The organism is Nocardiopsis quinghaiensis (genome assembly GCF_008638365.1).
GTDB lineage: Bacteria > Actinomycetota > Actinomycetes > Streptosporangiales > Streptosporangiaceae > Nocardiopsis > Nocardiopsis quinghaiensis.
The window spans coordinates 320,448-347,015 of the sequence record NZ_VWVU01000005.1 but is presented as its reverse complement, the minus strand read 5'-3'; the positions used below and the strand labels follow the sequence as shown (position 1 = coordinate 347,015).

Here is a 26,568-nt window from a genome sequence, read left to right as displayed (position 1 = left end):
GCGAACACGCCGGAGGTACCGAAGGTTCCCGTTCTCCGGGCGCCCGAACACGGGCCGAAGCGGAGCGGAGGCCCCAAGAAACACTGCTGAGAAGGAGGGCGCCGTCCTATGAGCGCCACGTTCCTGGGCATACCGCCCTTTCCCGAGGCCGCGGAGAAGGCCGTCAACGACTCCCAGCTGCGGCACAACCTGCGCAAGGCCACCCACACCATCCGTGACAAACGCGCCTCCGTCGTCGGTGAGCTGCACGACGACTGGCAGCACCTGCGGTCCGAGGGCGCGGCCGTCAAGGAGCACACCCTGCGCCACCTGGACCACTACCTGGAGCAGCTGGAGGAGTCCGTCCAGCGGGCGGGCGGACAGGTGCACTGGGCGGCCGACGCCGCCGAGGCCAACGAGATCGTCACCCGCCTGGTGAAGGCCACCGGCGAGACCGACGTGGTCAAGGTCAAGTCGATGGCCACCCAGGAGATCGAGCTCAACGAGGCCCTCGCCGAGGCCGGGATCACCGCCTACGAGACCGACCTGGCCGAGCTGATCGTGCAGTTGGGCGAGGACCTGCCCTCGCACATCCTGGTCCCCGCCATCCACCTGGGTCGCTCCCAGATCCGGGAGATCTTCCTGGAGCAGATGGCCGAGTGGGGTGTGCCCGCGCCCCCGGAACTGACCGACGATCCCAAGGCACTGGCCGAGGCGGCCCGCGTGCACCTGCGCGAGCGCTTCCTGCGCACCCGCACGGCGATCTCGGGCGCCAACTTCGCGGTGGCCGACTCCGGCACGCTGGTGGTGCTGGAGTCGGAGGGCAACGGGCGCATGTGCCTGACCCTGCCCGAGACCCTGATCTCCGTGGTCGGCATCGAGAAGATCGTGCCGACCTGGTCCGACCTGGAGGTGTTCATGCAGCTGCTGCCGCGCTCCTCCACCGGTGAGCGGATGAACCCCTACACCTCCACCTGGACCGGGGTGACGCCGGGCGACGGCCCCCAGGAGTTCCACCTGGTGCTGTTGGACAACGGCCGCACCGACGTACTGGCCGACACCGTGGGCCGTCAGGCACTGCGCTGCATCCGCTGCTCGGCGTGCCTGAACACCTGTCCCGTCTACGAGCGCACCGGCGGGCACGCCTACGGGTCGGTCTACCCGGGCCCGATCGGCGCGATCCTCACCCCGCAGCTGCGCGGGATGTCCTCGGAGGTGGACGAGGCGCTGCCGTACGCGTCGTCGCTGTGCGGGGCCTGCTACGAGGTGTGTCCGGTGGCCATCGACATCCCCGAGGTGCTGGTGCACCTGCGCGAGGAGGTCGCGGACTCCTCCGGGCACCTGGGGGAGAAGGCGCTGATGGCGGGGGCCGAGGCGGTACTGTCCTCCCCGCGCGCCCTGGGCGCGGTGCAGCGCGCGGCGGAGCTGGGACGGAACGCGGTCCCGCGCCACCTGCCCGGGATGGTGGGGGCCTGGACCGACACCCGGGACGTGCCCGACGTGCCCGCCGAGTCCTTCCGGCAGTGGTGGGACAAGCGTGGGAAGGAGCGCGGATGAGCAGCCGCGAGCAGATCCTGGCCAGGGTGCGGAGGGCGCTGGCAGACGTGCCCGCCGACGAGCCGCGCACGCGGGCGCCCGGGGACGGCTTCGCCGACAGCCACGGGGTGGGTCCCACGTTGGAGGTACTGGAGGACCGGCTGCACGACTACCGTGCGCTGGTGCGCCGGGTGGCCCCCGACCGTGTGGCCGCCGAGGTGGCCGCGGCGCTGGAGCGCCGGGGCGCGGCCCGGGTGGCGGTCCCCGCGGGGGTCCCGCAGGAGTGGTTCGCCGAGTCCTCCGTCGAGCTGCTGCGCGACTCGCGCGAGGAGCCGGTACCGGTCAGCGGCCTCGACGGGGTGGACGGCGTGGTCACCGGGTGCTCGGTGGCCGTGGCCGAGACCGGCACGATCGTCCTGGACGGCGGCCCCGACCAGGGGCGCCGGGTGATCACCCTGGTCCCCGACTACCACCTGTGCGTGGTGCGCGCCGACCAGGTGGTGGACGGGGTGCCGCAAGCGGTGCGACTGTTGGACCCGTCGCTCCCGCTGACCTGGATCAGCGGCCCCTCGGCGACCAGCGACATCGAACTGGACCGGGTGGAGGGTGTGCACGGCCCGCGCACCCTGGAGGTTCTGCTGGTGGGCTCCGGCGACTGAACGCGCTGGTGGGAGCGGGCCGGGCGGCTGGAGGCGTCGATCATCCCTGCTGGGCCCAGGGTGCGGTAGCGGTCGGCCCAGCGTTTGGTGGTGGGTCTGGTCTGGAAGCGTTCGACGGCACGCCGCAGCGGCCAGCCGTCGTCGACCGCGCAGCGGGCCAACGCGAGGCGTCCTGCGGGGGCCAGGCGGGCGTTGGCGTGGGTAGTGCGGGGCATCGAGGGCCTTCCGGTGGTCGGTGCAGATCTCGCAATCCACACCGATACCGAAGGCCCTCTTCACTTGCGTCAGGCGGGGCGGGTGTTACCAACCTCCATGGTCAGTACCCCTAGCTCCCTGAGGGCTCCGCCCGGCCATGCCCGCGCGGCACCGGTCGGGCTGGGGCCTCCCTCCGCGGTCCGGGCGGTTCCCGCGTCCGGAGGACACGGGAGGCACCGGACACGCGGAGTATCGGGTTCGGACGGCTGGGTAGGCGCTCCGCATGGTCTTCGTGTCTATTCTCGGACTGCTGTTCTCCGTACTGGTCACCTGCGACGCCGTCGCCACCGTGCTCCACTCGGACTCGGAGGGACTGCTGGCCGGACGGATCCGCAAGGTGGTGTGGCGCACGGCGGCGTTCGCGAGCGCCCGGCTGCCCCGTGCCGCGAGGCGGATGCTCAGCCTGGTGGGGCCGGTGGTCCTGGTGGCGACCTTCGTCACCTGGATCGCGCTGCTCACCCTCGGCCTGGCGCTGACCGTGTGGCCGATGCTGGAGGAGGACTTCAGCGCCCAGCCCGGCCTCAAGCCCGTCGGCTTCCCGGAGGCCCTCTACTTCGCGGGCGGCACCGTGCCGGTCCTGGGCTACGGCGACATCACCCCTCAGTCGACCGGGGGGCAGCTGGTCTCGCTGTTCGGCGCGGCGGTCGGCTTCGCCCTGTTCACGGGCATGGCCACCTACGCCATCCAGGTCACCAGCGGTGTGAGCAAGCGCAACCGGTTCACACTGTCGGTCCACGACGACGCGCGCGGCCGGGGCGGCGTCACCGTGTTCGCCGAGTCCCTGGCCCAGGACGGCCTCGACGAGGCCCGTACGCGCTGCCGGAGCTGGGCGGAGAGCCTGCGCGAGGTCGAGGAGACGGTGCACCGGTACCCGCTGGTGGCGTTGACCTACCGGTCGCGCCGCGAAGAGTACGACCCCGAACCCGCGCTGCGCCACGTCGCCGAGGCGGCGGTGGCCGCCCTCGTGGCGAGCGGACGTGAGCCCGCGCTGCGCGCGTCGGCCGAGTCGCTGTGCCGGGCACTGGTCCGCCTGCAGAGGACGATCGCCAGGACCTACCTCGGAAAGGACGTCGTCCGCCGGCTCGCCCGTCCGCAGCCGACCGAGTACGACCGGCGGGCGGTGGACACGGTCGACCGTATGCTCACGGCCCGCCTCGACAGCCTCCTCGGGGCTGACCACGGCCTCGGGAGGGAGCACGCGGGCGAGCATGACAGGGCGGTCGGGACGGTCCACCTCTGCCAGGTCTTCCTGGAGGGCCTGCACGAGTGGGCGTGCACCGATGCGCCGCCCCAGGAGTGGGAGACCCGTTGACCCGTACCGCCTCGCCGCGCCACCCGTCCCTGAGGGCGTGTCCGGCGGACACCCGCCCTGTCACGCGACGCCCCGGCGCCCACCGGACACGCCCCGTCCTCACTCCCGTGGGTGCCAGGTGGCCAACAGCTCCTCCAGGGGATCCGGTTCGGCCTCCTCCCTCGCGAACGGGGCCTGGTACCGGGCTCCGGCGCCCTGCGGCGCGCGGCGGCGGGGCCGGGCCGCCGGTACGGGCACGGGCTCGGCGACGGCCCGCTCCTCCTCCGTACCGCCCCGGGCCAGGGGTGCCTGGTAGCGGGCCCCGCGCGGTGCGGGTTTGCGCTTCCTGCGGATCCATCGGCGCGCCGGCGCCTCGACACGCTCCTTCCGCGCCTCGGTCGGCTCGTCGCGTTCCCCGGTGGCGGTGAACCACACCGGCAGCTCCACCAGCCCGTGCACGGCCAGTGACGCGCGCCAGCGCAGGTCATCGGTTCCGACGGCCAGGACCATGCCGCGCAGCCGGTCCACGGCGGTGTCGATGGCGGTGCGTACCAGCTCCCGGGCGAAACCGGTGGCGGGGCAGCGGTGGGCGCCCGCGCCCCACGACAGGTGGGAGCGGTTGCCCGCCAGGGCCATCGCGTCGCCTCCGCCGTGGGACACGGAAGGATCGGTGTGCGCGGCGGCGAAGCTCAACAGCAGCGGATCGCCCTGGCGGACGCGGGCCCCGGCGAAGTGGATGTCCGTGGTGGAGTAGCGCCCGGCGAGGATCCGGATCGGGGGCTCGGTCCACATGACGTAGTCGACGAAGTCCTCCGGGGTGAGGGTGCCGCCCAGGTAGGCGGTCCACACGTTCGGATCCTCCAGGAGCCTGAGCAGGGCGTTACCGATGAGGTGGGTGGTGGGTTCGTGTCCGGTCTCCCACAGCAGTGACAGCGCCTCCACCGCCTCGTCGTCGGTGAGCCCGTTCGGGTGGGCGAGCAGCCGGCTGGCGACGTCCTCCCCGGGGTCGGCGCGTCTGCGGGCGACGAGGCCCCTGAAATACGAGCGGATCGCCGGGGCCGCGTGCTCCGCCTGGTCCGGTTCGCCGCTCCACAGCCGCAGGGTGAGGTCGGCCAGCAGGCGGCCGTAGGCGTCGGGCAGGCCGAAGAGCTCGTTGAGGACGAGGGCGGGCAGCGGGGCGGCGAACTGGCCGATGAGGTCGGCGAATCCGTCCGCGGCGACCCGGTCGAGCAGGTGCACGACCGCGCGTTCGACGACCGGGACCAGCTGGGGCGTGCCCACCCCGGCCAGGGTGTCGACGATGGCCGTGCGCAGTCGCTGGTGCTCCTCGCCGTCGTGGGCGAGGGCGCCGCTGCGGGCCGGGGCGGTGCCGCCCGGACTCCACGGGCGCGGGTCGGCGGAGAAGCAGGTCTGGTCGCGCAGTACCCGGAGGTTCTCCTTGTAGCCGAGCAGGAGCCAGCCGGGCACACCGGGGCTGATCTCGACCGCGACCAGGCCGCCGTGGCGCGCGCGCAGCTGAGACCAGGGCATGTCGGCGCCGGCGCTTCCGTGGAGGGGCAGGGCCGCGCCTCCACCATGGGGACAGCGATCGGCGCCCGCCCCGCCGGGCGGGACGCCGCCCCGGTCGTCGGCCCCGGTTCCCTGGCGCATGAAGACTCCTCAGTGGCTGCGGATGCGAGGCGACGGTACGCGCCGCATGTTTCCGTGTGACTTCCGGGAGGAAAGCCGCGCCTTTCCGTACCGGGCACCGGGTGCCACGAGCGGTCAAGGCGGAAGTACCCGTCACGGCGCCCGATTGCGGCGTCGCCACCGCACCGGTGACGTTTCACGCGGCGCACGGCGGCGGGGCGCCGGCCGATAGGATGGCCCGTTGGCTCCACCACCACCCGAACGGAGAACCACGTGGGCAGGAAGGGTCGCGGACGGCAGCGGCGCCCCGGCGGCCGAGCCGCCGGGGACACCACCGAGGCCTGGGCCGGCCCGTCGGCCGGGGACTCCCCCGCCGAGGTGGTCTCCGGGGCGGTCGACGCTCTGGTCCTCGGCCGGGACGGCGACGGCGTGGACCTGGCCGCGGCACGGCTGGCCGACGCCGAGGACCCCGCGTGGGCCGACGCGGCGAGCCGGGCGGTCCTCGACGCCATGCTGGAGGCCGTCGCCTCGGCGTGGACTCGCGGATGGCAGCCCGCCGAGACCGTGCGCCAGGCGGGCCGGGTGCTCGGCCCCGTGGCGGCGGCGGTGTGCGCGGACGCGGTGACGGCCGACCTGGCCCGACACTCCCCCGCCTCGGTGGATTCCCGGTGGAGTGCGCAGGTGCGCGAACTGGGGTCATCGGCCTCCTGGGACGGGGCCGGGGGGTACCTGGCGCACGTGGGCGCCGAGCACGGGCTGTTGCGCTTCGAGGCGGTGGAGACGGCGCTGCGGCTGCTGGCCGCGCTGCGCGTACTGCCGCCGATGCGCCGCCTGTGTCCGTTGCCGGGGACCTTCCGGCCGGGCCGGGAGGACGTGCCGCGCGCGGCACGGGAGTCGGTGGACCAGTCCAAGCTGGCCCGGGTGCGCGCGCTGCTGGCCAAGGCCGAGTCGACGGAGTTCCCGCGGGAGGCGGAGGCGCTGAGCGCCCGCGCGCAGGAGCTGATGGCCCGGCACAGCATCGACCGAGCGCTGCTGGCCGAGGAGCCCGGGCAGGAGTCGGAGGCGGCGGGGCGGCGGCTTCCGGTGGACGCGCCCTACGACGAGCACAAGGCGGTGCTGCTGCACGAGGTCGCCGAGGCCAACCACTGCCGGGCCGTGTGGCACCAGGAGCTGGGGCTGTGCACGGTGATGGGTTTCCCGGGGGACGTGGACGCGGTGGAGTTGATGTTCACCTCGCTGCTGGTGCAGGCCGAGACGGCGATGCGGACCAGCGGTGCGGTACGGGACCGGTCCGGCAGGGCGGCGGGCCGTGCCTTCCGGGCCTCGTTCATGTCCGCGTTCGCGGTACGGGTGGGCGAGCGCCTGGTGGAGTCGGCCCGCGGCGCGGAGCGGGCCGCCGCGGCCGAGACCGGGACGGACCTGGTGCCGGTGCTCGCCGCGCGCGAGCGCGTGGTGGAGGCGGCCGTGGCCGAGGCGTTCGGGGAGCTGACCTACTCGCGGGTGCGCGGTCCCTCCAGCGCGGACGGCTGGCACGAGGGCCGCGCGGCGGCCGACGCAGCGTCCCTGGGTGCGCGTCCCCCCGTCCGCGACCGCTGACCCGGGACCGGCCTCGCGAAACCAGGGCGGGGCGGCACCTCCTGACGGAACCGGTTCCGGGGAGCGGGGATCCCTCGGGGTGCCGATCATGCGGGGGGTGGTGGGCAAACGAGGAGTTCGACCACGTGATGGGGACGTCGATCACGGCAGAACAAGAACCCCCAACGGAATGGGACTGGGCGTGGTCGGATCATCACGGAGACGATGATCTGGAAGGTGCGCGGTGGCTCGGCCGAAACCGTGGGATGTCGATGGCGAACTGTGGGAGGTGATCGAGCCGCGCTGCTCAAAGTGTCACGGTGAATCCGGTACTCCGGGCGCAAGCGGCATCCGGACCGGCTGGTGTTCCAGGGCGTCCTGTCCGTGTTGCGCACCGGGACCGCCTGGGAGCACCTGCCGTAGGAACTCGGCTTCGGCTCGGGCATAACCTGCTGGCGCCGCCTGCCCGAGTGGACCGAGGCCGACGTGTGGCCCCGGCCGCACGAGGTTCTCCTGGCGAAGCTGTGCGGCGCGGACGCCCTGGACTTCTCACAGGCAGCCGTCGACGGTCCCCACATCCGGACCTCAGAGGGAGACCGAAGCAGGACGAATCCCCGTCGACCGGGGCAGGACGGGTAGCAAATACCACCTGATCACCGAAGCCGCCGGCAACCCACCCGATCAAGACATCCACGCCCGCCCACCCGCGAAAAAACGCCCCATGCCTACGACTTCGCCGAGGTATCGGGCAGTACTCCGGAGATCCGCAACAGCTTGCCCTCCCGGTTACTGACATAGACGCAGCCGTTGTCACGGTCCAGTGCGACACCGCAGACTCTGCCGAGATCGTCGGCCACCACGTGCTGACGGCCCTTGGCCTCCCCGTCAGCCACGACGACCTCATGCAGCTTGCCGTTGGCCGGGTCGGAGACGTATGCGTTGACCGTGCCATCCAACGCTACGCGGACGCTGTGGCCGAGATTGGTGGCCACGCGTTGCGGGGTGCCGTGTTCTGCCTTCAGGTCGACCTCGTACAACCCGCCGCTGTTGTACTGACCGATGTACGCCTTGCCCCCGTTCAGCGCTACCCCGGCGGCCCCCAGCACATCCCAGGTGCGCTGTTCCTCCGTTGACTCGCTGTTCAGGTCGATCTCGATCAGCTTCTGCTCGTCGAAGTCGGTGACGTAGGCCTTGTTGCCCGGCAGGTCCAGCGCGACGCCGTACGCGCCTATGTCCTCGGTGACCGTGACCGGGGACGGGGAACGGTCGGACAGGTTCACCGTGAACAGACGCTTACCCCTGTAGTCGGTGATGTAGGCCTTGTCGCCCGGCAGGTCCAGCGCCACATCGCTGACTTCTTCCAGATTCTCCAGGACACAGGTCGTGTCTCCGCTGGCGAGATCCACCTTGTACAGCTTGCCGCCGTTGTACCGCTCGGTGACGTACGCCTTCTGGTTCACCGGGTCCAGTGCGAGACCATCGGCCCACCCCAACCCCGTGGCGCACTCGACGGGAGCCTCTTTCAAGCTCTCTTGCTCTTCACCGCCGCCCTTGTAAAGAGGATGCTCCTCCTTATTGAAATTGAGTTTTTCAAGCTCGAAGACCTCGTGCACCCCGGTGAGGGTGGAAACGACCTCGGCTTCCCCTTTCTGCATAAACTGCTTTCCTTCATCGGTCAGATCGAAGGTATTCGTAGCCTCACCAGTCTCGCCGAGCTTCCATGCAATCACCTTGGAGCATTTCGGCTCCTGTGCCTGTGGGCCTTTCGGGCGGGCCTCCTTGACCTCTACCGGCTCAGGGTAGTACAAGGCGACCCATCCACCAAAGGAGATAGGAAATTCGTAGTCGAACCTCCTCACCTGACGTCGCTGCGTGGCCAGGACATCTACCCGACTATTGACATCCCCGCTCAGCGTAGACGATGTTTTGAACGCAGCGGTCACCGAACCACTGACAGAAGCAGTGATTCCAAGCATGAGCTGTGCCGACAACTCCCCGGTGCCCGTGGCGGCACTCGTGGCTGTTGTCGTACTTGTCGTCTGCGACTGGGACTCTGCGTCAACGCCCCGGTTGTCCTTGCTGTTCTTCAGGGTAGTCTTCTGAGAATGATTCATCGCCATACTCTTCTGCATTTGCTGCTGCAGTGATGCGGTGGCTTTTGCCCCGAGAGTGAGTTGCACCTGCCCCTGAAGCGACCAGCTGATTGTGTTCGAAACCGAGAACTCGACAGTGTGCGACCATTTTGTGGGGGTGGGGTCGGTTCGATTGACGTACGTTTGCTTGGAGATCACGTCAGGAGGCGGCTGTGCAATGTCGCTTCGTTCTTCGACAAGCGGTACACCCACCGTCATGTAAGCGCGCCACCCGCGCTGGTGTGCTGAATCCTCCCCATCGGGAAAGTCGCCGAACCGCCCCTTGTTCAAAGAAAAACCGGTAGGAGAGACATACCGGTCCTCTCCATTCGGTGATTTTTTCTCGGCCTTCCTCCTCAGTTTGTCCTTGTCCCGCTCCAGGATGGCAGATGCCTTGTCGGAAATCCTGAGCTCCTTCAGGTTCCGCCCTGTCAGTGGATGGCGCACGAATCGTTCGCCGAGATGAGTTGTACTCACGTTGTTTGTGGTGGTGACGCCCATATCCTTCAGCCTCCTTGCACAACAGGACTCAATGATTTGTCAGTGATTACTTGTGATCTGTTTCCAGCCTGTCGCAGCCGAGTGAGAAGTCGTCAGGCCACCGAGCGGGACCGTGCCACTCTCAAGGTCTGGACCATGAAACCAGGGATTTTGAACAGCACTCCGGCCCTCGAGTCGGCTTCCTCACGGGACCTCAGGCTTCGGCCAACCATTGACAGTCATCTTGGTGTTTTGGGCCGCTTCATGGTTATCTTTCCTCAATTCTTCTCGCTCTTCGTCGCTGGTCTTTGGTCGGTCTTCGCCCTTGATCTCCACCGCCACCTTTTTGAATGCCTCATCCTTGGCTGAAGATGCCATATCGGATGTCGATTCGGGGTTTTCACTGGCTTCTCTCTGCTTGGCGGATACTGTCTGGGTGTTCTTGAACAGAGGAATGATGAAGCTGTTCATGACATTGAGAGCCTCAGACGACGTCTCGCACATGATCTTCGGGTCACGCGCAGCTTCAGGAATGCCGTCGAAGAGCTCCGGATCGACCCCTTCCCGTTCGGGCCAGGATCCAGGGATTTTTTCATACACGTTTCGAGCGGACTCTTCGGCGGACTTGGCTTCACTTCCGCCACCGTCGAAGATGTTCTTGAAAGACATGGACTTCCCTTCGGATCTTCCCAGTGTGCGCACGTCTTCTCGGTGTACGCACGATCACCGATACCACGGAGGAGCCTCAGCCATATTGCCCCCTCCGCGCCGACAATGACCAGAGCGAGGACCGACCCACCGAGGATTTTGGGCCGCCGCTACTTGCCACAAAAAAGAAGAAAAAACTTAAAGAGGAAAATCCAGAAAACCGATATTTTCGGGAGATAGGGAATGATCTTCCTATCATCCACTGAGTCCTACTATGCAACGGAAGGTGTGTGTATGTCTCCGGAGCGAGCGCGATTCGGCTCGGGATGCAAGAGGCGAGAGAGGTTACCGTTACCACTGTTTCAAGTGATGTTCGGATGACCGGAGTATCAGAGGTCCTCGGCCTTGGCCGGACTCCTCCGTGCGGAGTTCTGCCGTACGACCGGGGAAAGGGAAGTTCCTGGTTCCGGAGTGCACAAAACCGTGCCCGCCCCTCCGTCATCCCCATTCCCGCCGGACTCAGCCGATTCGCCAAGCCGAACCCGGCCACGCCGAGCACCTGCCGAACCTGCTCGACCGGCTCCGCCACCTGCACGATCATCGGCGCCTGGCTGTCCGGGCACGCCAGCACCCGGGACTCACCACCGGAAGCCGACAGGGGCGGCCCTGACCCAGCGCGAAGCCGACGCCGAGAGCAACGAGACCACCGATCCGCGCCCCTGCTGGAGCCGCTGGAGCTGGCCGGGGCCGGTGGTCGCCTTCGACGCGCCGCTCCCCCGAACCTGCCATGCCACGTTCCTGGCCAGGAAGGAGAGCACACACTACATCGCCGTGGTCAAGACCACTCTGCACCACTTGGTGAAGAACCTGCCGTGGAAGGACGTGCCACTGGCCGACCGCACAAGGCCCACGGGCGATCTCGTCGCGCCCCGGACCGGCCCCGTACACGTGGGCTCATCGCACCGTCGACGGCGTCACCTACCTGGTCGGCGGCGCCCACCCGACGCGATTACCGGATACGGCCAGCGCGAGGTCAACGTTGCCCCATGCACACAAAGCAAGAGAGAATCCCGCAAATACAATGCCATTCATCCGAATACCATGCCCATTGGAAAAGATCAACCACAGGAAGGAAAAATCTGATACATACACACACATTCTGTTGAAATGTGAACCAAGGCGATCCGACGTTTCACGCGGCACAACCAGGGGCAGCCATGACCAGGGAAGGAGAATCCGACCCGCAACAACAACGAGGGGGACCAGATGACCGCTCTCAAGAAGTTCCTGCGTGATGTCCGGGCCGCGAGGACCGGCGCGTACCCGTTCTACTGGGGTTAGCGGGCCCATTCCGGTTCCGGACGCGGAAAAGCGCATGCAGAGGGCCGCACCAGCGGCGGTCGGACAACGCACCCAAGAAAGGTTCGGTCGCCTTGAACCGGCATCTAGCACCGGGAAGCGGAGAGATCCTGTCCGCCTCGGAATACGAGGCGGACAGGATCGGCTTCCTGACCCAGGGCACGACGCGCCACGGCGACTTCTGGGAGTTCGCCCCGCACATCTACGTCGCGGCGGGGCCGGAGCTGACCCGGGAGGTGTTCCGCCGCACCGGAGCGCAGTTCAGCCCCTCACGGGGGGCGTTCCCACTTCCTCGCGGGGTGCGCCGTGCCCTGACACCGGGCACGCTGCTGCCCGAGAGCCTGAACGCGGCCAGGCGCTGCTTCCGCCACAGCGGGACCACCGAGCACACCGCCATGGTCGCCGCCGAATCCGCCGCCCTGGCCCGCGACTGGCCCTGTGGCGAAACCGAAGAGGTCATGCCCCGCCTCAAGCGCACGTTCTCCCGTATCGGCGCCGGATTCTGCTTCGGCGCCGACGCCGGTGCCCTCACCCACGCCGAGGCAGCTCTGGCCCGGACCCGTGACAACATCCCCGCCAGCACCCTGTACCTTCCGCGGTGGGTGCCCACCGTCACCCGGCTGCGCATGCGCCGCCGCATCAACGCCCTGGCCGGGCGCATCGGCGCGGTCATGGAGCGGCGTCTGGCCCAGGGCCGCGCAATGGGGCCCGACCTGCTCAGCGCCATGGTCCAGGCGTCATCGGACCACGGCACACCCCCGGGTGCGCCCATCGCCTACCTGCTGTCCACCATCTTGGTGGCCAGCCAGGAGATGCCCACCCGCGCGGGCGCCTGGCTGCTGCTGAACCTGGCCCGCCACCCCCAGTGGGCCGAACACATCGCCGCGGAGGCGGACGCGCTGCCCCTCGACGGGTACCGGGTCGACGCCGGCCACGTCGCGCGCCTGCGCACCGCCGACGCCTTCGTCCGCGAGACCCTGCGCCTGTACCCGCCGAACTGGCTGACCTCCCGCATCGTGGTCCAACCCACCGACCTGGGCGGGCACCGGCTGGTGCCCGGTGACCGGATCCTGGTCTCGCCCTATCTGCTCCACCGCGACGAGCGCCACCACGACCGGGCCGACACCTTCGCGCCCGAGCGCTGGCTTGAGGTCTCCTCCCCCGGCACCACCGGCGCCTACCTGCCCTTCGGGGCCGGACCGCGGCTGTGCCCCGGGGCCTCCCTGGCCTCCCTGGAACTCGTCCTGGTCCTGGCGATGACGGCGCGGGCGCACCGCCTGTCCTGCCCCGAACCCCGGCCCTACCGCCTGGACACCAACGGTGCGCTCACCCCAGCCGGCCTGCGCCTGGTCTTCCACCCGCGCGGCTGACGGAAGAGGAGCACGAGGATGCTGGACCTGCCGGTCAACCACCGAACGGCTTGCGGGCTCCGACGTGCGGGACGGGGTCGTCCCCGGAAGCCCTCGCTATCTGGCGACCGGGGTGTTCGGCCCCGTGACCTGCGGGGTTGCAGATCCCAACACACGAATACCACTTGCAGCAATGGGAGTATCACCATGGGTTTCTCTGGCTTGCTCCTGAGCCTCCTCAGCCGCGAGGATCTGACTGAGGCCGAGCAGGCACAGCTGGCCGAACTGGCCGCAGAACCTGCCACCGTCCAGGACCGGGTCCAGGACGGGCAGTAGCGCTCCCGCCGGGTCCGCCGCACCGAGCGCGCCCGCACCCTACTGGACCGCCCCGTGCACCTGATCGACATGACCACCGACCTGGGCGTCCCAGCATTCTGCGCCTGTGCCCGCCCCCGCGGCGACCACCTCATGCAGGGGTACGGCGCCTCGCTGAGCGCCGAGCACGCCGCGACACGCGCCCTGCGCACCGAGCCCAACGGCGTGTGCACCGTGACGGTGTGCGTGCCCGGCCTGGACCGCTTCTTCACCGTCACCAGCGGCAACGCGGTCCTGCCCGGCCCACGCGGACTGACCCGCGCCCGCCAGGCGGCCGTCCGCTGACCCCGGTCGGGCCGGGACAGCACCCGGTCATGTCGCAGGACCTGTCGCAGAAACACCGGTTCCCTACCTCCGGCAAGCGGGTCGTGGGAGCCCGACCACCGCCACCGGGCGCGCCAGCACGGGCTGGCCGTCTGCGGCGGCCCGTTCGACGATCCGAGCAGGGTTTGTGGTGCCGTGCCGGAAGGAGGGCCCGGTGCGCGCCGCATTCTTCGGAGTCGGATTCCTGAACTCTGGTGCCATGTGACCCCAAGGAGGGCACCGTGGGACGTCGTGGACACCCGGCCGAGTTCCGCCGCAAGGTGTTGGACCTGGTCGAAACAGGGCACAGCGTCGCGGACACGGATCGATCTGCTGGATCGGCGCAGGTGGCGGACCCGGCTGGAGTTGGCGAACGCGATGTCGGACCTCATGGCCCCTGTGGCCGAAACCTGACCCTGGACCCGTGGTCGGGTCTCAGCGGTCCTGGCCGACCGGGACGAGCTCGAACACCGGGTGGTGTTCGGCTTCGGCGGTGAAGTCCTCCACAGGGGAGTCCTTGCCAGCGCGGAAATACGATCGCGTGGCGGGAGCGATGCGGACGTACTGTTTCAGGATGGGTCCGGCCTGGTCGAAAGCGATCTCTCGCAGCTCGTAGAAACCGGTGTGGCGTCGGCGGCTCAGACGTACCCGTCCGGCGGCGCGGGCGTTGTGGACCCAGGCCACCGAGCCGTACGGTGCGACCAGCCACCGTCGCCCGTCCTGCTCGACCAGGGTCACGGGATTGCTGCGCACCCGTCCGGTTCTGCGGCCGCGCGTAGTGAGCAGGTAGGAGTTGGGCACCATTCCGACTCGGACGAGGGCGCTCATGATCTTGTTCTCCACGTGACGCCAACGACCTGGATGGTACTGGCGTGGTGGACGTGTGCCTCCGTCGCCTCGCCCCCGCCGGTCGTGCCCGGCTCCGTTCCCAGGTCCGTGCCGGTCGCCGTCGTCGGGTGGGCCGGGAGCCGTCGGGTCGGACATGGGCCCTTGCTCTCCGATCTGCCACTGATCGTCGCGCCTGCGAGCGAAGCCGTCGAAAGGAGTGAGGCCCTCTGCGTGCTCCGTTCTGGCCCGCCTCCCCGTAGCGGCGCCAACCAGTGGCCGGTACCAGGCGGGCTGTCCAGCCGGAGGACACGTAGTCGGCCGAACCTGTCTAACACGCTGAGGCGTTCGTCGTCCAGGATGAAGTCCATGGCCTCGGCCATCCGGATCGTCCCCCACCTTCGGTCCGGCGGTGGGCCGTGTGGTGGCGTCGAGACGCACGCCCGGTGCGTGGACCTGGCGGCCGCCTACCGGGCGCGTGTGGAGATCGTCTCCGTCGAGGCCCCGCCCCGGGTGCTGCGGGCCCGTGCGGACCGGCGGCGGTCACCGGTCCCGGACGCCGCCGTGGAGCGCCTGGTCCGGCGGGTCACCGGTTGGGCCGGTGGAACCGGGCCGGTCGGCCCGTCGGGTTCGCGAAGCCACTGGTCACGGAGCTGATGGACCGGCCATGAGCGGAACGGGAGCGACTTTCTGCGTTTTCCCACGCGGATACGCGCGGCACGGTTAGCCTGGTGCCGTTTTGGCAGCTCGCCCACTTTCTGTGACGGGTCAATGACTGAGAGCATCTATTCTGCTGTGCACGCGTGCCTGGACTGGGCCCGGACCGTCGAGCCCCGGCCCGTCCTGGACCCCGACAGCCTGCTGTTCCTGCTGACGGCCCACATGGACGTCGGTGCGTCCGGCCCCGGGGACTGGTCCACGTCGGACGTCCACGGCATCGCCCGCACCGTCCGCGCCCGGGAGCGGGTGCCCGGAGACCTCCGGGAGACCTGGCTGACCTGGTGCGACTTCCTGGTCGACCAGGGGCGGCTGCTGTCCTCGGAGAGTCCGCGCGGGTTGCGCGCGGCCATCGCGGAGGTGGACCTCACACCTGGCGGACCGCCGCCCGAGGAGCTGACCGACGGGGCCGCACTGCCGATCCTGGACCGGCTCGGCGTCGGTGAGAACGGCAGACCCGAGGCGGTGCCCCCGGTCGTTCCGGCCGGCCCGGTGGAACTGGACGCCGCGGCACACCGGTGCCGCCCCCTGACCGACGCCGCACGGCTGGCGGAGTGGGTGGGCACGGGCAGGCCCCTGAGCTCCGGCGGCGCCGGAGGCGACACACTCCTGGAGTCCGACGCCGACGAGGCGGCCGCCGACCTGGGCCTCTCCCCCGAGAGGATGTCCGGCCTGTTCGCCGTGGCACGCGGCTCCGGCCTGCTGCGCACCACCTACACCTGTGTGCTGCCCGGCCGGGCCGCGCGGACCTGGCTGGACGGAGACCCGGGAGCGGCCGCCGACGTCTGGGCCGACGCCCTGCTGACCATGGCCGAGCCGCACGGGGTGACGGTGTTCCTCCTGCTCACCGACCTGTTCGTACACGGGCAGGCGCGCACGCCCGCCCAACTGGCGCAGGCGTACGGGCCCGAGGTCGCACTCGGCGACGGGGATCCCGACGGACACGTCCACCAGGTGTTGGAGGTACTGACCGGCCTCGGCGCGGTCGACCGGCTCGCCGACGGCCGCTTCCTCGTCACCCGGCTCGGCGACCACTTCATGGTGCGGCAGCTGCGCCGGTCGGGGGCCGACCCCGTGGTCGCCCCGCCCGTGGCCGAGATGGACGCCGCACAGGTGCTCGACCTGCTGGAGGAGGGCCGCCCGGTGGACACCGAGGGGCTGTTGGAGCGGTGGGTGGCCGCACGCGACACCGAGAGCGCGGTGCTCGGGCTGTTCGAGGCCACCAGCACTCCCGGGTCCCGGTACCGCCGGAGGCGGGTGGCCCGGCTGCTCGCCGCACTGGACGGGAACCCGGCACCCTCCCCGCGGCCGTACGCACACCATCCCGCCGACCACGGAGCGCGGTGACCGCACGACACGTGCGCCCCGCCCCGCCCGAGGCCGCTCCCCCGCACCGGCACGGAGTGGGGGGAGCGGCCGGGCAGGTCAGTCCTTGACGACGAGTTCGTAGGCCAGGAGGGTGACTCCGGGCATCGGCGTCCAGTCGCGTTCGGGTACCCGTTCGAAGCCGCGGGCGCGGTAGACGTACTGGGCCGAGACCATCTCGGGCAGGGTGGACAGCAGGAGTCTGGTGACCCCCTCCTCACGGGCCCGTTCGACGAGGGCGTTGACCAGGTCCCGGCCCACGCCGCGTCCCCGGGCCTCGGGGGCGACGGCGAAGGCCCGGATCTCGGCCTCGTCCGCGTTGCGGGCGATCTCGCTCTCCGCCGACCAGGGTTCGAACATGATCGTCCCCAGGAGGCGTTGCTCCTCGTCGGCGGCGACCAGGATCTCACCGCGACCATCCGTTCCCAGGAGGCGCAGTGCCTCGACATAGGCCGGATTCGCGTCCAACAGGCCATCGGCCGTGTAGGCCATCACGCGCAGTTCGCTGACGGCGTTCATCTCATCGGGAAGTACTCGACGCACGATCATGCACGTCATTCAACATGATGAGGGGGTACCCGGCGCCAGTCCGCCGCACCACCCGGAGGGTCGAAAACGTCACCGTGAGTGACTTTTTACGGAGGTTTATCCCCCGCCGCCACCAGGGAGAAAGGCCGCGCGCCGGCCGAACGCCGCCCGTCAGGTGTCCCCGATGGCGCCGCACTCCTCCTGGTCCTCGAAGTTCTCCCGGTCGTAGGCGTCCTCGGGCACGCCCTTGGGCCGCTCGCCCTCGGGGAACTCGTCGGGGTAGGCGGGGGTGATGGTGTACTCCTCCAGGCAGTGCACGGGCCCCGTGGAACTCCACCAGTTCGGCCACGCCTCCAGCGTCTGGCCGCCCATGGCGTAGAGGGACACCTCCCCGAAGTGCGAGGTGACCAGGCGCACCGACACCGGTTCACCGGGCCGGGCGACGGGGTGGACGATCGTGTACTCGGTGTGCACCGCCAGGTAGTCCTGGCCCCGGTCGTCGCGGGCCTCCTCGGCGCGCATCGTGCCGTCCACCTTCACGACGTCGCCGACGGGTTCGGCCGTCCCGGGCGTGAGGTTGAAGGTCACGTGGCGGCTGTTGCGTTCGAAGTCCCCGTTGTCGATGTTGTCCATGTACCACTTCAGCGACTGACCGGAGAGCAACGCGGTGAACTCGCTGTTGTCCTCGCCGAAGACCGCGTCCTGGTCCAGGTAGACGGCCTCCATGAGGTCCCGGGTCAGGGAGTAGGCCTGTGCCACCTGCTCTGCGGTGAAGGATCCGGCGGGCGCGGCCTCGGGGGTGTCGAAGCCCTCGCCGTAGTCCTCGGCGGGGCTTCCGGCGAAGGGATCGTCGCGGTCGACCTGGTCGAAGGAGTCCATCGGGGTCCCGGTGGTCACGCTCTGCGCGTACCGGTCCAGGTCGTCCAGCGAAACACAGCCGGTGAGGGCGAGCGTGAGGAACACCGCCGCGCAGGAGGCGGCGGAGGCGCGTCGTGACATGGGGGATGCCTTTGTTTCGTACTCTCTGGGTCGGATGCGAACTTCATTCGCTTTGAGAGTTTCTATCATCATGACCGGACATACTCCGACACCGTTCCGGGAGCTTCCGGCGGCGCCGTGTCCGGGCGGTCGCGCGTTCCCGGGAGGTTGTCCACAGCCCCGTGCGCCGAACCCGTGATCGTGTCACCCTTCTTTCGAGGGGAGGCCACGTGTTCGACCACACGACCGATGACCACGGGCCCGTGCCCGTCGTCCGCCTCTTCAGCGACGCGGCGGCCCTCGCCCGGGGAGGCTGCCCGGAGCACCGCCGGATCAGAGCCGACCACTCCGTCGGCGGGGACGACCCACGCGGGCACCCGTCACCGCGCGACGCGCCCTTCGCCTCCCTCGACGCCGTCCTGGACCTGGTCGAGCACAGGGGCTGGCCGGTCGGCGACGCGTGCGCGCACCTGTCCGCACCCGGGGAGCGGGGCCGCGGCGTCCCGGGAGAACGGATCGCGCCCCCGCACACGGGCCTGTCGTCCTGGATCCGGCACGCCTCGCGGTCCTACCTGAACGCCCTGGCCCGGGACGACGAGCGCGACGGCCTCCGGCGCGACCCGGTCTTCGACTTCTGGGTCCGCCAGTACATGCCCGACCGCGGCACACCGAACTCCCGGCCCTACGAGGTGTGTGCCCGGGGTCGCGGGTACGCCTACCTGGCGGGTGCGGACCGGGTGCGGGAGTTGCGCCTCCCCGTCATGGGCACGGCGGAGGGCCGGGAGCGCCCCGGGGCGGAGGTGGCGGTCGCCGCCTACGTGCTCGCCACCGGCACGCGGGTCGACCGGGACGCCTGTGCGGCCAGACCCCGGCGCTACCTGGGCGGCGTCCCCTATCCGATGCGGGCGCGCCGCGGCGACGCCCCCGGACCGCCGGACCGGGTGCGGGTGGTCCAGGTGTCCTGTCTCGACTCCTCCACCGCCGTGCTCTACGACGGCTCCGCCGACGACGCGGAGGAGTCCTTCGCGTCGTCGGGCCGGGAGGGGCTGCGCTCGGCCCTGGTGGGCGGTGCCCGCTCCCCCGGCCGGAACTGCCTGTCGTGCGGGGTGCGGTCGGGATGCGGACGGCTGCCCCGGACCCCGGGGCTCCTCGGCGTCCGCGACCGGTCACGGCCCCGGCGGTCCTGGTCGGTGGGCCTCGGTCAGCGCCATCGGGACTGTCCCGCCAGGGCACACCTGCACTCCCTGGGCCTTCCGGCCGACGGCGACCGCGCACCGGCCGGGTTCGGGCTCGACCGCGCCGTGCGCGCGTGGTTGGAGCGGCTGCACACGCGCCTGCCCAGGCGGCCCTGTACCCCCGGAGACCTCCCCTCGGACCACGGATCCTGGTCCGCCGGAGGACTGCGGCTGGAGGGCGGGCAGGCCCGCCGGGGGGCGGCGATGATCGCCGCCCACAGCGAGGTCTGCCCTCTACACGGCCTGCCGTCGGGGGGCCACGTCCGGGTCAGCCACACGCTGGCCGCCGATGACACCCTCGCCAACGTCCTGGTCCTGGCCCGGGCCGACCTGCTCCACCACCGGGGCGGATCCTGGAACTACCGCGCCGTCGGCACCGCCACCGACGCGCCCCGCCCGGACGGTCACCGCCTGCTGTCCCTCGACCCCCGGCTGGCCCTGGCGGTGCTGTTCTTCTCCTGTGGCGCCCTGCCCCAGGGAGCGGGCTCTGCTGTCGAACTGGAGGTCCTCACCCCCGGCGGCGCCCACGTGCTCTCACTCGATCCGGCCTCGGACCAGGTCAGATCCGAGGCCCGGCGGGTGGTCCACGCACTCGCCGAGCCCTGGCACCGCGACCTGTCCCATCCGGCGAACCCCGGCCGGGCCTGCCTGGACTGCCCCTACCGGCGCTGGTGCCCGGACGCGGCCGGTTCCCCTGGTCCGACACTCGGCTCGCGGTCGGAGGCGCCGGAGAACCGGTAGGCGCCGGCCTGCGGATCCCACAGCTCGCGGTAGAGCTCGCCGGCGGGAGGCTAGGATCCAACGATGGAACGCGTAACCGACGTGCCCGACAGTCCCGCCCCGTCTGCGGATCCAACCCAGGCGAATGACTACGACGGCTTCGCCGAGGCGTACGCGGCGGACAACGAGAGCAACCTGCTGAACGCCTACTACGAGCGGCCCGCGATGGTGTCCCTCGCCGGAGACGTGGCCGACCGCCGGATCCTGGACGCCGGCTGCGGTGCGGGCCCCCTGTCCGCCGCCCTGCGCGACCGCGGTGCCGTCGTCACCGGCGTCGACGCCAGTGCCGGGATGCTGGCGTTGGCCAGGCGGCGGCTCGGTGACGACGCGGACCTGCACGTGGCCGACCTGGGCGACCCCCTCCCGTTCGCCGACGGCGCGTTCGACGACGTGGTCGCGTCGCTGGTGCTGCACTACCTGCAGGACTGGGGGCCGACGCTGGCCGAGATGCGGCGCGTACTCAGGCCCGGCGGCCGACTGATCGCGTCGGTGCAGCACCCGTTCGTGGACTACGCGATCCAGGACCCCCGGCCCGACTACTCCGCGACCACCAGCTATACCGGCGAGTTCACGTTCAACGGGCGGTCCGTCCCGCTGAGGTTCTGGCGCCGGCCGTTGCACGCGATGACCGACGCCTTCACCGCCGCCGGCTTCCGCCTTGCCGTCATCAGCGAGCCGCAGCCCGACCCGGCCGCCCGCGGGCTGTTCCCCGACGGCTTCCAGAGTCTGTCGACCAAGATCGGCTTCCTGTTCTTCGTCGTCGAGGCACCACCGCCGGCCGCGGACTCGGGCTCGGGCTCGGACGACTAGAGCCCCGGTCCCGCTGAAGTCGCCTCCTTCGAATGCCACAGCGGGTCCGGTGGGACCGGAGCCGAAGGGCGGTCCCACCGGACCCGCTTCGACCCTGGTCAGAGGGTCGGCCACAGTCCTGGATACGGGTGGCACCGAAGCGGTGCGCACAGGCACCGCTCCCGTGGCCGCACCGACGGGTCAGGGAGCCGGGGGAGGGGGCACGTTCCAGGAGGTGAGCACGCGCCGTCCGTGCTCACGGCCCAGCGTGCTCATCGAACCCGTGGCCAGGGTGAACAACCCTCCCGAGGCGGGCGGCAGGCCCAGCCAGCGCGCGGTGAGTATCCGCAGGACGTGGCTGTGCGCCACCAGCACCACGTCGGGCTCCGCGTCCTCCAGCAGGGGCACCAGCCGTTCCAGGACCCGGTCGGCCCGTTCCCCCACCCGCTCCACGCTCTCCCCCGGGTGCTCGGGCCCACCCGGGATGACCCCGTCCCGCCACAGGTACCACCCGGGGCGCCGGCGCTGGATGTCGGCGGTGCTGATCCCCTCGTAGCCGCCGTAGTCCCACTCGGTCAGGTCCGGGTCGGTCACGGTCCCCTCCAGCCCGGCCAGCTCGGCGGTGCGCACCGCACGCAGCAGCGGGCTGGTCACCACCCGCCCGACGCCGCGCGGGGCCAGCAGGGGACGCAGCGCCCCGGCCTGGCGCTCGCCCTCCCCGGTCAGGGGGAGGTCGGTCAGCCCGGTGTGCCGCCGCGCCCTGCTCCACTCGGTCTCCCCGTGCCTGATCAGTACCAGTTCGCCCATAGACCCGTCCTGCCCCGCAAACGGGCGTCGGACGCCCCGAACCGGACGGACGACGGTCACGTCCCCGCTCCGGAGGCGAATCCGGCGGATGCCCGGCGCCGGAGCGCTTTCGTCGCTACCCTCCTCACCATGACGCAGCACACCGCAACCAGTGACGTGGGGAAGCCCCTCCCCGCCGAGACGTCCCAGCCCCGTTTCCACCGGCCCAACGAGGACCTGGCCGCGGCCATGGAGTGTGCGCGCTGCAAGGAGCAGGGCGTCAGCGTCCCGCCGGGTGGCGCGCCCCCGAGGCTGACCAACTCCGAGGCCAAGAGGGCCAAGAAGGAGAGGAAGCGCGCCCAGGCCGAAGCCCGGGCCAGGCCCCAGGTGAAGGTCCCGGTCGACCGCAAGCGCGTGCCGCGGATGGGCCCCCACCACGCGGAGTTCTTCCGTGACCTGTGGGCGCGCACGGCCTCGGAGGGGGCGGGCTCCTTCCCGGACAGCCGGTTGCTCGCGCTCACCTTCGCCCTGCGGGGCGCACTGAGGGGGCGGGCGAACTTCACCGGCCAGGACCTGCGCATACTCCGTCTGGAGGACGCCCACGCGGCGCTGAGCGACCTGACCTCGTCGGGGTGGCTGGACACCACGCCGGAGAGGGTGATCGAGGCCGACGCCGCCAACCCGGCCCTGTGCGACCTGCCCAGCCTGGCCGGCAGCCCCTGGAGGATCGGCAACGGTGTCCGGTCGCGGGCCTCGGGATGGTTCACGCGCACCCTCGCCCACAAGAAGATGCGTAAGAAGCCCAACCGGCTCCGTCTCGTGGCCGCCTACCTGGCCCTGCACGCCGACCCCGAGGGGCGGGTCCGCGTCCCGGCCGAGGAGGCCGTGGACGCCTGCGCGCTGTCCGACACCGGCGAGTTGGCGGAGCTGCTCACGTGGCTGACGGAGATCTCGTGGATCGAGGGCCTGAGCGCCGACGGGGGCGTCGTGGGCGCCTCCCTCACCGAGGTCACCCTGCCCCTGGCCTACCAGCCCCTCCCGCCGCCGACCCCGCCGCACACCGCACCGGCCTCCACCCCGCTGGACGTGCCCGTGGCCGACCGCGCCCGCGACCTGGTCCGGGGCCGGGAGGAGCGGGTGGCGCGCTGGGTGGACGCCTACCGCGCCGAGCACGGGCACGGTCCCAGCTGGTCGGCGGTCGCGGACGCCTTCGCCTGGCCGCCGCGCCAGGCACCGGACCACGACGTCACCCACGAGGCGTTCCGCCTCCTGGCCGAGAGCGGCTGGCTGACCGGTTTCGGTGTGCCCTTCGGTCTGCGCTCCGGGAGGGGGACCCCGGCCTGACGCGGGGCACGGGCGGGAGGTCCGGGTTCACTAGGATGCCGCACATGTCACATCATCGGACCGGTCCCGACTTCCCGCCCGCCACCGGAGAGGACGTGCCCGTGGGCAGGGGCGTACTGGTCACCGGCGCCTCCCGGGGCATCGGCAGGGCGGTCGCCACGGCCTTCGCCGAACAGGGCGACCGCGTCGCCGTCCACTGCGGGTCCCGCCCGCGGGAGGCGCAGCGCACCCTCGAAGGACTGCCGGGCACAGGGCACGTCCTGCTACAGGCCGACCTGAGCGACCCCGACGCCGTGGCCGGCCTCGTGGCCCGGGCGGTCGAGGGCCTGGGCGGGATCGACGTGGTGGTCAACAACGCCGCGGTCAACACCGCCCACCCGCTCACGGAGACCTCCTACGAGCGGTGGCGGCGGGCCTGGCGCGACACCTTCGACGTGAACGTGTTCGGCGCCGCCGACGTCAGTTACCTCGCGGCCCGGCACATGATCGACCGGGGCACCCGGGGGCACATCGTCAACGTCGGCTCCCGGGGCGCCTTCAAGGGCGAGCCGGACCACCCCGCCTACGGCGCGAGCAAGGCCGCCCTGCACTCCCTGGGCCAGTCGCTGGCGGTCGCGCTGGCCCCGCACGGGATCACGGTCGCCTCGGTCGCGCCGGGCTTCGTGGAGACCGAGCGCGTGGCCGACCGGCTCACCGACGAGGTCCGCGCGCAGAGCCCCTTCGGCCGGGTCGCCTCGCCCGGGGAGGTGGCCTCGGCCGTGCGCTACCTGGCCTCACCAGAGGCGGTCTGGTCCTCCGGTGCCGTCCTGGACGTCAACGGGGCCTCCCACCTGCGCTGACTCCGCGCCGGCCGCGGACGCGGCCGCACCGGACGCCGCGGCCCGGTCACCGGGCCGCGGCGTCGGGAAGCAGGTCCGGGCAGTCGCCGCCCGGCTCGGTGAGGAGTTCGAAGTGCCAGATCTCGTTGGCGTACACCTGGCACAGCCCGTACGCCGGACCGTGGCGGACGAGCCAGTACGCGGCGTCGGTGGGGCCGATGTCGATCGCCTTCCCCGGCACGTGCCGGGACTCCTCCGGAGCGCTGACGAACCTCCTGGCCTCCTCCGGGGACCCGTACCTGGCGACGGCCTCGTCGCGCAGGTACCGCTGGTACTCCTCACTGCGCCAACCCGACGTGACGCGGAGCGCGATCCCCTCGCCCCGCGCGTCCCGGGCCGCCTCCCGCACGGCCTCCAGCAGCTCCCCGTCCAGGTTGGCGATCGCCGGATACCCGGTGTCGAAGGGGGTGACCGACAGGTCGTCCGGAAGATCGCCGTTCTCGACGGAGGCGGCCGGCTCCCCGAGCGTGAGGACCCCGCCCGTCACCGGGCCCGGCACCGACACGATCATCGACCAGGCCATCAGCACGACGACCACCGTGGCGCACAGCGCCGCGACCAGCCAGTACCAGGACCACCACCCGTGGCCGGCGGATCCGCCGGGGCACTCGTCCGACTTCCCGGCGGGGAGGCACCGCACCGCTTCCTGCTTCGTCACTTCACTCATCTCTCGCCTCTCGGGCATCGCGTGTCCGTTGCGTGGGGTCCGGTGCCACGAGCGAAGTACAAGCGGTGTTGCACGGCCGTATCGGTTTTTCGATACGTTCGCGATACGTGCCCTCGCGTTCAATGGGCCCGATGACCAGCCCCGCGGCGCGAGCGGACCGATCCCTTCGGTTCCGCGGCCTGGAAGGGCGGGATCGGGCGCGGTGTCGTACCAGACGACGGAGGGGGACAGCGGATGCGTGTGCTGATCGTCGAGGACGAGCCCTACCTCGCCGAGGCCGTGCAGGCGGGACTGCGGCTGGAGGCGATCGCCTCCGACATCGCCGGGGACGGCGACGCCGCCCTGGAGCGGCTGGACGTGAACGAGTACGACGTGATCGTCCTGGACCGCGACATCCCCGGCACGCACGGCGACGACGTCTGCCGGGACATCGTCGGGCGGCGGCTCGGGTGCCGGGTGCTCATGCTCACGGCCGCGAGCCGCCTGCGGGAGAAGGTCGCCGGGTTCGAACTGGGGGCGGACGACTACCTGACCAAACCGTTCGACCTGGAGGAACTCGTGGTACGTCTGCGCTCCCTGGCCCGCCGCCCGAGCCGGGGCGCGCCCCCGGTCCTGGAGTACGCGGGAATCCGGCTCGATCCGTTCCGGCGCGAGGTCCACCGCTCGGGCGTCTACGTACACCTCACCCGCAAGCAGTTCGCCGTCCTGGAGGTGCTCATGACCGCCGGGGGCGGGGTTGTCAGCGCGGAGACGCTGTTGGAGCGGGCGTGGGACGAGAACGCCGACCCCTTCACCAACGCCGTGCGGATCACCATCTCCACACTGCGCAAGCGACTCGGGGAACCGTCGGCCATACGCACGGTGGCCGGGGTCGGCTACCGCCTCGAAGAGACCGGTCGGGACCGGTGAGCGGCGAAACGCCGGTCCGCGGCGCGGCGGCGGTGCCGACCGGGCGCGCTCCGGCACTGGCGTGGCGCCCGCGGCGGCTGACGGCACGGATGAGGCTGGCGCTGAGCTACGCGCTCTTCCTCAACGTCGCCGGGGCGGCCACGCTGGCGGTCGTCTACCTGGGGATGCGTTACGTTCCCAGCTATCCGCTGTCCACGACGGACCCGTCGGTGTCGCACGTCGCCTCCCGCCAGGAGATCCTGGGGTCCCTGCTGAAGGCCTCGGGGCTCGCGCTCGTCGCTTTGGCGGTCATCGGCCTGTGGGGAGGCTGGGTGATCGCGGGCCGTGTGCTGCGGCCGCTGCAGGAGATCACCCGGGCCGCCCGGCGGGCCGCCGACGGCTCCCTGGACCACCGGATCGGGCTACGTGGCCGACGGGACGAGTTCACCGACCTGTCCGACACCTTCGACCACATGCTCGACCGCCTCCAGCGCTCCTTCGAGGTCCAGCAGCGCTTCGCCGCCAACGCCTCCCACGAACTGCGTACCCCGCTGGCCATCACCCGGACCATGCTGGACGTGGCCAGGGCGGACCCCCACGGCCAGGACCATCCCCGCCTCGTCGCCCGCCTGTACGAGACCAACCAGCGCGGCATCGAGGTCGTCGACGCCATGCTGCAGCTCTCCTCGCTCGCCCGGACCCCGCCCGACATGGAACCGGTCGACCTGTCGGACACGGTCCGCGAGGCCGTCGCGACCACCGAGAGGGAGGCCGCCGACCTCGGCGTCACGGTCTCGGTCCGGAGCACCCCGTCGCCGGTGACCGGCGACGGGGTGCTGTTGCGCCAGCTCGTGGTCAACCTCCTGCAGAACGCCCTGCGGCACAACCTGCCCGCGGACGGCGGCGTGGTGCTGACCACCATGCCCGACCCGCTGGGCCGCGACCTCGTGCTGCTGACCGTCAGCAACACCGGGCCGCACCTGACCGCACCGGTCCAGAACCTCGTCGAGCCCTTTCTCCGCGGCGGCGGCCGGGTGGCCGGCGGCGGCGGATCCGCGCGCGCGGGACACGGCTTGGGACTGCCCATCGTCGCGCGCATCGCCGAGGCCCACGGAGGTGGGCTGCGCCTGGCGCCCAACCCCGACGGAGGGCTCACCGCGCGGGTCTCCCTTTCCGTGCGCGGGTGATCGGCGGAACCTCGGGAGAAGACCGGGAACG

The 26,568-nt window shown here is 70.9% G+C and carries 21 protein-coding genes and 2 pseudogenes; 14 read left to right on the top strand and 9 right to left on the bottom strand.

Going from position 1 to position 26,568, the window contains the following annotated elements:
- The first annotated feature begins 108 nt into the window (after positions 1 to 108).
- Entirely contained in the window at positions 109 to 1,536 is a 1,428-nt protein-coding gene (locus FYX01_RS13870; RefSeq protein WP_150241280.1) for a lactate utilization protein B, read from the top strand.
- On the top strand, positions 1,533 to 2,174 hold the full coding sequence (locus FYX01_RS13865; protein WP_150241277.1) for a LutC/YkgG family protein: 642 nt from the start codon (positions 1,533 to 1,535) through the stop codon (positions 2,172 to 2,174). The genes FYX01_RS13870 and FYX01_RS13865 overlap by 4 nt, the downstream gene beginning before the upstream one ends.
- Here the strand turns inward: FYX01_RS13865 and FYX01_RS13860 are convergent.
- Positions 2,150 to 2,389: pseudogene (locus FYX01_RS13860) on the bottom strand (leucine zipper domain-containing protein); the annotation flags it as partial. The gene FYX01_RS13865 and the pseudogene FYX01_RS13860 sit on opposite strands and share 25 nt — an antisense overlap.
- Before the next feature lie 263 nt (positions 2,390 to 2,652).
- Here FYX01_RS13860 and FYX01_RS13855 point away from each other — a divergent pair.
- Positions 2,653 to 3,741 carry a potassium channel family protein gene (locus FYX01_RS13855; RefSeq protein WP_150241275.1) on the top strand — a complete coding sequence of 363 codons (1,089 nt, stop codon included), beginning with the start codon at positions 2,653 to 2,655 and terminating at the stop codon, positions 3,739 to 3,741.
- A gap of 99 nt (positions 3,742 to 3,840) precedes the next feature.
- On the opposite strand, the gene FYX01_RS13850 is transcribed toward FYX01_RS13855, so the two are convergent.
- A complete protein-coding gene (locus FYX01_RS13850; RefSeq protein ID WP_150241273.1) occupies positions 3,841 to 5,370 on the bottom strand; it encodes a cytochrome P450 family protein in 1,530 nt (509 codons plus the stop codon).
- 252 nt (positions 5,371 to 5,622) lie between these two features.
- Between FYX01_RS13850 and FYX01_RS13845 the strand changes: the two genes are divergently transcribed.
- Entirely contained in the window at positions 5,623 to 6,945 is a 1,323-nt protein-coding gene (locus FYX01_RS13845; protein WP_150241271.1) for a DUF2786 domain-containing protein, read from the top strand.
- Between the two features lie 704 nt (positions 6,946 to 7,649).
- Here the strand turns inward: FYX01_RS13845 and FYX01_RS13835 are convergent.
- Both FYX01_RS13835 and FYX01_RS13830 read right to left on the bottom strand, forming a co-directional pair.
- Complete coding sequence (locus FYX01_RS13835; protein WP_150241269.1) at positions 7,650 to 9,557, bottom strand: YncE family protein; 1,908 nt, start codon at positions 9,555 to 9,557, stop codon at positions 7,650 to 7,652.
- 183 nt (positions 9,558 to 9,740) lie between these two features.
- Positions 9,741 to 10,205, bottom strand: coding sequence for a hypothetical protein (locus FYX01_RS13830; RefSeq protein ID WP_150241267.1), 465 nt, complete (start codon positions 10,203 to 10,205; stop codon positions 9,741 to 9,743).
- A 1,412-nt stretch (positions 10,206 to 11,617) separates the two neighbouring features.
- On the opposite strand from FYX01_RS13830, the gene FYX01_RS13825 reads away from it, so the two are divergent.
- Positions 11,618 to 12,913, top strand: a complete 1,296-nt coding sequence (locus FYX01_RS13825) for a cytochrome P450 (protein ID WP_150241265.1) — start codon at positions 11,618 to 11,620, stop codon at positions 12,911 to 12,913.
- 351 nt (positions 12,914 to 13,264) lie between these two features.
- Positions 13,265 to 13,552, top strand: a pseudogene (locus tag FYX01_RS13820) (YcaO-like family protein); the annotation flags it as partial.
- Between the two features lie 453 nt (positions 13,553 to 14,005).
- Here FYX01_RS13820 and FYX01_RS13815 read toward each other — a convergent pair.
- Positions 14,006 to 14,398 carry a nitroreductase family deazaflavin-dependent oxidoreductase gene (locus FYX01_RS13815; protein WP_150241261.1) on the bottom strand — a complete coding sequence of 131 codons (393 nt, stop codon included), beginning with the start codon at positions 14,396 to 14,398 and terminating at the stop codon, positions 14,006 to 14,008.
- A 366-nt stretch (positions 14,399 to 14,764) separates the two neighbouring features.
- Between FYX01_RS13815 and FYX01_RS26645 the strand changes: the two genes are divergently transcribed.
- Together FYX01_RS26645 and FYX01_RS13805 are read left to right on the top strand one after the other, a co-directional pair.
- A complete protein-coding gene (locus FYX01_RS26645) occupies positions 14,765 to 15,052 on the top strand; it encodes an ATP-binding protein (protein ID WP_223830450.1) in 288 nt (95 codons plus the stop codon).
- Between the two features lie 114 nt (positions 15,053 to 15,166).
- Positions 15,167 to 16,459: a hypothetical protein gene (locus FYX01_RS13805; protein ID WP_190394319.1), complete on the top strand. Its 1,293-nt coding sequence runs from the start codon at positions 15,167 to 15,169 to the stop codon at positions 16,457 to 16,459.
- A gap of 78 nt (positions 16,460 to 16,537) precedes the next feature.
- Here the strand turns inward: FYX01_RS13805 and FYX01_RS13800 are convergent, their stop codons facing one another.
- Together FYX01_RS13800 and FYX01_RS13795 are read right to left on the bottom strand one after the other, a co-directional pair.
- Positions 16,538 to 16,996, bottom strand: a complete 459-nt coding sequence (locus FYX01_RS13800; RefSeq protein ID WP_394350465.1) for a GNAT family N-acetyltransferase — start codon at positions 16,994 to 16,996, stop codon at positions 16,538 to 16,540.
- A 180-nt stretch (positions 16,997 to 17,176) separates the two neighbouring features.
- A complete protein-coding gene (locus tag FYX01_RS13795) occupies positions 17,177 to 18,004 on the bottom strand; it encodes a hypothetical protein (RefSeq protein WP_150241256.1) in 828 nt (275 codons plus the stop codon).
- A gap of 209 nt (positions 18,005 to 18,213) precedes the next feature.
- Here FYX01_RS13795 and FYX01_RS13790 point away from each other — a divergent pair, with 209 nt between their 5' ends.
- Both FYX01_RS13790 and FYX01_RS13785 read left to right on the top strand, forming a co-directional pair.
- On the top strand, positions 18,214 to 19,959 hold the full coding sequence (locus tag FYX01_RS13790) for a PD-(D/E)XK nuclease family protein (RefSeq protein ID WP_150241254.1): 1,746 nt from the start codon (positions 18,214 to 18,216) through the stop codon (positions 19,957 to 19,959).
- Positions 19,960 to 20,022: 63 nt separating this feature from the next.
- A complete protein-coding gene (locus FYX01_RS13785) occupies positions 20,023 to 20,808 on the top strand; it encodes a class I SAM-dependent methyltransferase (protein WP_150241252.1) in 786 nt (261 codons plus the stop codon).
- 180 nt (positions 20,809 to 20,988) lie between these two features.
- Here the strand turns inward: FYX01_RS13785 and FYX01_RS13780 are convergent, their stop codons facing one another.
- Complete coding sequence (locus FYX01_RS13780) at positions 20,989 to 21,594, bottom strand: histidine phosphatase family protein (RefSeq protein ID WP_150241250.1); 606 nt, start codon at positions 21,592 to 21,594, stop codon at positions 20,989 to 20,991.
- 129 nt (positions 21,595 to 21,723) lie between these two features.
- On the opposite strand from FYX01_RS13780, the gene FYX01_RS13775 reads away from it, so the two are divergent.
- Together FYX01_RS13775 and FYX01_RS13770 are read left to right on the top strand one after the other, a co-directional pair.
- On the top strand, positions 21,724 to 22,917 hold the full coding sequence (locus FYX01_RS13775) for a hypothetical protein (protein ID WP_150241248.1): 1,194 nt from the start codon (positions 21,724 to 21,726) through the stop codon (positions 22,915 to 22,917).
- A gap of 101 nt (positions 22,918 to 23,018) precedes the next feature.
- On the top strand, positions 23,019 to 23,756 hold the full coding sequence (locus tag FYX01_RS13770) for an SDR family NAD(P)-dependent oxidoreductase (protein ID WP_223830456.1): 738 nt from the start codon (positions 23,019 to 23,021) through the stop codon (positions 23,754 to 23,756).
- 46 nt (positions 23,757 to 23,802) lie between these two features.
- Here the strand turns inward: FYX01_RS13770 and FYX01_RS13765 are convergent, their stop codons facing one another.
- The gene (locus FYX01_RS13765; protein ID WP_150241244.1) at positions 23,803 to 24,462 is read right to left on the bottom strand and encodes a M15 family metallopeptidase; all 660 of its coding nucleotides are present in this window, start codon (positions 24,460 to 24,462) and stop codon (positions 23,803 to 23,805) included.
- Positions 24,463 to 24,696: 234 nt separating this feature from the next.
- Here FYX01_RS13765 and FYX01_RS13760 point away from each other — a divergent pair, with 234 nt between their 5' ends.
- Entirely contained in the window at positions 24,697 to 25,371 is a 675-nt protein-coding gene (locus FYX01_RS13760) for a response regulator transcription factor (protein ID WP_150241242.1), read from the top strand.
- The gene (locus FYX01_RS13755; RefSeq protein WP_223830449.1) at positions 25,368 to 26,537 is read left to right on the top strand and encodes a sensor histidine kinase; all 1,170 of its coding nucleotides are present in this window, start codon (positions 25,368 to 25,370) and stop codon (positions 26,535 to 26,537) included. The genes FYX01_RS13760 and FYX01_RS13755 overlap by 4 nt, the downstream gene beginning before the upstream one ends.
- Positions 26,538 to 26,568: the final 31 nt, after the last annotated feature.